We start from the raw sequence: 5,006 nt of genomic DNA, 5'->3' as shown, positions 1-5,006 counted from the left end.
CGGTACAGGCCAACGTAGCCGGTGCCGATGATGGTGATTTTCATGGTAGATCCAGGTTCCAAGTACGGCCTTTGCAGGCCTCAATTCATGACATTCAATTCTTCGGTACGACGCGGCGGGTAGGTCTCCCACTGGCTGCAGCCAGGGCATTGCCAGTAGAACTGGCGCGCCTTGAAGCCGCAGTGGCTGCACTGGTAGCGCGCCAGCTTCTGGGTATAGCCATGCACCAGGGTCTTGACCACGGCCAGCTCGGGACGCACGGTCTGAGGCGCACTCATCATGCGCGCTTCCAGGAACTTGTCCAGGCCCAGCAGCGTGGGAGTACGGCGCAATTCGTCGCTCACCAGCACATTGGCGGCATCGATGCCATCGGCCTCCAGCACGGCCTTGAAGACCACTTCCAGCAGGTCGATCGAGGGGGCTTCGGCCAGGTAGGCGCGCAACAGGTTGATCCCTTCCTGCCCACGCCCCACGGTGATATAGCCATCCATCAGGCGCTGCGCCACCAGGGCGGTATGCGGCACACTCTGGTGCTCGACCCGGCGCCAGGTTTCCAGCGCGCCCTCGATGTCGCCCTTGGCGCGCAAAGCGTCGCCCATCAACATGGTGGCGCGCACGCTCTTGCGGTCAGCGGCCAGGGCTTTCTCCAGCAAGGCCATGGCGGCGTCGGTATTGGTGCGCACCAGTTCATCGGCGGCCAGTTCGCAATAGAACTGGGCGATCTCGCGCTGGCGGCCACCGGCGCCGGTGGCTTGCAGGATCTCGGCGGCGGAGATGGCGCGTTCCCATTCCTTCTCGCGCTGGTAGATTTCCAGCAGGGCACGGCCGGCCTGGGCGCTGTAGGGGGTGTCGATCAACTTGTTGAAGGTTTCTTCAGCGCGGTCCAACAGGCCAGCCTTCAGGTAATCCTGGCCCAGTTCATAGAGCGCATGGCCTTGATGCTCGGCCGGCAGGTCGGGACGCGCCAGCAGATTCTGGTGCACGCGGATGGCGCGTTCGGTCTCGCCGCGGCGGCGGAACAGGTTACCCAGGGCGAAATGCAGTTCCACCGTTTCCGGGTCCAGCTTGACGATTTCGATGAAGGCATCGATGGCCTTGTCGGGCTGTTCGTTCAGGAGGAAATTCAGGCCCTTGAAGTAGCCGCGCGGCAGGGTGCGCGACTCCGAGAGCAACTGATTGATATCCACCCGCGCGGCGATCCATCCCAGGCCGAAGAAGACCGGAATGCCAAGCAACCACCAAAATTCAAATTCCATAAAGAGAGAGGGGTAATTAGAGGATGTGCTGGGCGGTGATCACGCTGTCAGGCTGCGGCGGCTGGGCCTGCACCTGGGCGATTTCTTCCTGCTGCTTCTGGATTTGCGACAGCGCCTTCTTGTAGCGCGCAGCTTCCCGGCGGTGACGCAGCACCAGCGGCGCCATGGCCAATACGCCCAGCACCGCGCCGATCACGAAGAAGGCCAGCAGTACCAGCACCAGCGGGTCGGTGCGTTCATAGCCGAGGAAGAAATGCAGGGTCACTTCCTGGGTATTGCGCAGCGCGAAGAAAAAGAAGAGCACGAACAGGATGGCCGCGATCAATCGGGAGAGTATTTTCATGGCGTAATCCTTTCTGGCGGGTCGTGGTATTGCCCGCTGGCGAAGCTGTGCACTGAGCACGAGCGAGCTTGGGTACCGGTTCGCAGCATTATTGCGCTGGCCGGAAAAATCGCGTCTATTTTGCGCGCTTTTCCGTTCATTCCAGGGCAAATCGGGATTGTACGTGAAAAAAAACGGCATCCAAAGATGCCGTTCATTTTGTTGATCTGCCTTTACACCCGTTCACCTCGCAGTGTGCGAGTGTGCAGCTTTCAACGATGTTACTGCTCGCGAGCGCAGAAAACTTCATCTGCGCCCGGCAAGAACTATCTGGTCACAGGCCTAGCCGGGTCAATCCTCGCGGATTGGCTGGCCGACCATCGCATCCACGCGCTCGCGCAATTCCTTGCCAGGCTTGAAGTGGGGCACCCGTTTTTCGGGGACCATCACCTTGTCGCCGGACTTGGGATTGCGGCCGATACGCGGCGGACGACGGTTGAGCGCAAAACTGCCAAAACCACGGATCTCGATGCGCTGGCCGGTCGCAAGGGCGTCGACCATGGCATCGAGGATGGTTTTGACCGCGTAATCCGCATCCTTGGCAACAAGTTGCGGATAACGCTCAGCCAGACGGGCGATCAGCTCCGACTTTGTCATCGTGACCGGAAGATCAGTTCTTGTTGTCGAGCTTGGCCTTCAGCAGCGCGCCCAGGCTGGTGGTGCCCGAAGCAGCGTTGGAGTCAGCCGACATCTTCTGCATGGCTTCCTGGGTCTCGGCGTTGTCCTTGGCCTTGATCGACAGCTGGATGCTGCGAGCCTTGCGGTCGATGTTGATGACCAGGGCTTCGACCGAATCGCCCACCTTCAGGTGGGTACCGGCATCTTCCACGCGGTCGCGGGAGATTTCGGAAGCGCGCAGGTAGCCTTCGACTTCGTCGGTCAGCTGGATCACGGCGCCCTTGGGCTCAACCGACTTGACGGTACCGGTCACGATCGCACCCTTGTCGTTCAGGGCGGCGAAGTTGTTGAACGGGTCGCCTTCCAGTTGCTTCACGCCCAGGGAGACGCGCTCGCGTTCCACGTCGATGGCCAGCACAACGGCTTCCAGCTCGTCGCCCTTCTTGAACTTGCGCACGGCTTCTTCGCCAGCTTCGGTCCAGGACAGGTCGGACAGGTGCACCAGACCGTCGATGTTGCCCGGCAGGCCGATGAACACGCCAAAGTCGGTGATCGACTTGATCGAACCCTTGACCTTGTCGCCCTTCTTGTGGCTCATGGCGAAGTCGTCCCACGGGTTCGGCTTGCACTGCTTCATGCCCAGGGAGATACGACGACGCTCTTCGTCGATTTCCAGAACCATGACTTCGACTTCGTCGCCCAGCTGGACAACCTTGTTCGGGGCCACGTTCTTGTTGGTCCAGTCCATTTCGGAGACGTGCACCAGGCCTTCGATGCCTTGTTCGACTTCCACGAATGCACCGTAGTCGGTCAGGTTGGTGACCTTGCCGAACAGGCGGGTGCCTTGCCGGTAGCGACGCGACAGGCCGGTCCACGGATCGTCGCCCAGTTGCTTCACGCCCAGGGAGACGCGGTTCTTTTCTTGATCGTACTTCAGACCCTGGCGGTGATCTCTTGGCCAACCGACAGCACTTCCGACGGGTGACGCACGCGACGCCATGCCAGGTCGGTGATGTGCAGCAGGCCGTCGATGCCACCCAGGTCAACGAACGCACCGTAGTCGGTGATGTTCTTGACGATACCGGTGACGACGGTGCCTTCCTTCAGGGTTTCCATCAGCTTGGCGCGCTCTTCGCCCATCGAGGCTTCGATCACGGCGCGGCGCGACAGCACCACGTTGTTGCGCTTGCGGTCCAGCTTGATGACCTTGAATTCCAGGGTCTTGCCTTCGAACGGGGTGGTGTCCTTGACCGGACGGGTGTCGACCAGCGAACCCGGCAGGAAGGCACGGATGCCGTTGGTCAGAACGGTCAGGCCGCCCTTGACCTTGCCATTGACGGTACCGGTGACGATCTCGCCGGACTCCATCGCCTTTTCCAGCGAGAGCCACGATGCCAGACGCTTGGCCTTGTCGCGCGACAGGATGGTGTCGCCGAAACCGTTTTCCAGGGATTCGATCGCAACGGAGATGAAGTCGCCGACGTTGACTTCGACTTCGCCGTTGTCGTTCTTGAATTCTTCAACAGGGATGAAGGCTTCGGACTTCAGGCCGGCGTTGACGATCACGAAGTTGTGATCCAGGCGCACGACTTCTGCCGAGATGACTTCACCCGAACGCATGTCCTGACGCGACAGCGATTCTTCGAACAGAGCAGCAAATTCGCTGGAGGTATCAACACCTGCAGCGATAACGGTAGTGGTAGACATAAAAGAAAGTAAGAAAGATTGGCCGGTATCCGTGTGATGCAATCAGGCTGACTTGCACTGCCGTCTTCGTTGCCGCCGACGACATGGGTACTGGGTTAGGTTTATCAACACCCGTCAGACTTTGCATCTGCCGGGCACCAATGGCACTACGGGTACAACAAGGACTTGCCCATGATGGGTACTGAAGTGGCCGTTTCAAGCAGATTGCAACGGTGTTCAATGCCCCAGGGCAGCGTACCAGCTGAGTACCTGCTGCACCGCTTCGTCAGCGGTCATGTCGGATGTATCCAGGTGATATGCACCCTCCGCAGCCTTCAAGGGGGCCGACGAGCGATTCATGTCGCGTTCGTCGCGCTCCTTCAAATCTCTGGAGAGGTCTTCGATATTAGCAGAAAAACCCTTGTCAATCAATTGCTTATAGCGCCTTGTGGCGCGTGCTTCCACACTGGCGGTCAAAAACACCTTCAAACGGGCCGTGGGGAAGATGACCGTACCCATATCGCGACCATCGGCCACCAGCCCGGGAGGTTTCCTGAATGACAACTGCAAGCCATAAAGGGCCTGACGCACGGTGATCAGGGCGGCGATCTTGGAGGCGGTATTGCCGACCTCTTCGGCGCGGATGGCCTGGGTCACGTCTTCATTGGCCAGGAAGATATGGGCACCATCGAAGTGGCAGTGCAGGTGCTCGGCCGCCTTGGCCAGGGCGTGCTCATCATTGAGCGCGATGCCGCGCCGCAACACGGACAGTGCCGTCAAGCGGTACAGCGCGCCCGAATCCAGATAATGGAAACCCAGTTCGCGGGCCACCTTCTGCGCCACGGTGCCCTTGCCGGAGGCGGTCGGGCCATCGATGGTGATGACCGGTATCTTTGCTTTTTCCATGGCCTGAACCCTTTATTCTCTCCCGCTTGCCGCAATTGCGCTATTTTCTCACGCAGACCGGCGTCCCTACCCCAAGGGGCGAGGATGGCGCGTTTTCGTTCTGCGCCCGGCATCAGTCGTGCCAGTTCACGCAGGTCCAGGGAGAAGCCGTCGCCGCC

General features: G+C 60.1%; 4 protein-coding genes and 2 pseudogenes. All 6 read right to left on the bottom strand.

Annotation, left to right across the window (positions count from 1 at the left end; genetic code table 11):
• Positions 1-80 precede the first annotated feature (80 nt).
• Positions 81-1,256 carry a lipopolysaccharide assembly protein LapB gene (gene lapB, locus I5W_RS16185; RefSeq protein ID WP_044530000.1) on the bottom strand — a complete coding sequence of 392 codons (1,176 nt, stop codon included), beginning with the start codon at positions 1,254-1,256 and terminating at the stop codon, positions 81-83.
• Between the two features lie 16 nt (positions 1,257-1,272).
• A complete protein-coding gene (locus I5W_RS16180; RefSeq protein WP_017454468.1) occupies positions 1,273-1,599 on the bottom strand; it encodes a LapA family protein in 327 nt (108 codons plus the stop codon).
• A gap of 330 nt (positions 1,600-1,929) precedes the next feature.
• Complete coding sequence (locus I5W_RS16175) at positions 1,930-2,235, bottom strand: integration host factor subunit beta (RefSeq protein WP_006462119.1); 306 nt, start codon at positions 2,233-2,235, stop codon at positions 1,930-1,932.
• A gap of 13 nt (positions 2,236-2,248) precedes the next feature.
• A pseudogene (gene rpsA / locus I5W_RS16170) lies at positions 2,249-3,876 on the bottom strand (30S ribosomal protein S1).
• A 303-nt stretch (positions 3,877-4,179) separates the two neighbouring features.
• Positions 4,180-4,848 (bottom strand): (d)CMP kinase, encoded by a 669-nt coding sequence (gene cmk, locus I5W_RS16165; RefSeq protein WP_017454467.1) that lies wholly within the window; start codon positions 4,846-4,848, stop codon positions 4,180-4,182.
• 17 nt (positions 4,849-4,865) lie between these two features.
• Positions 4,866-5,006 (bottom strand): annotated as a pseudogene (hisZ, locus tag I5W_RS33455) (ATP phosphoribosyltransferase regulatory subunit); the annotation flags it as partial.

The sequence above is a fragment of the Herbaspirillum sp. B65 genome, assembly GCF_000333555.1.
Classification (GTDB): domain Bacteria; phylum Pseudomonadota; class Gammaproteobacteria; order Burkholderiales; family Burkholderiaceae_D; genus Herbaspirillum; species Herbaspirillum rubrisubalbicans.
The sequence above is the reverse complement of the archived record's forward strand: the minus strand, read 5'-3'. Positions and strand labels throughout refer to the sequence as shown.

Coding starts and splice junctions, on each gene's coding strand:
- lapB (WP_044530000.1), bottom strand. CDS start 1,256: ATGGAATTTGAATTTTGGTGGTTGCTTGGCATTCCGGTCTTCTTCGGC.
- I5W_RS16180 (WP_017454468.1), bottom strand. CDS start 1,599: ATGAAAATACTCTCCCGATTGATCGCGGCCATCCTGTTCGTGCTCTTC.
- I5W_RS16175 (WP_006462119.1), bottom strand. CDS start 2,235: ATGACAAAGTCGGAGCTGATCGCCCGTCTGGCTGAGCGTTATCCGCAA.
- cmk (WP_017454467.1), bottom strand. CDS start 4,848: ATGGAAAAAGCAAAGATACCGGTCATCACCATCGATGGCCCGACCGCC.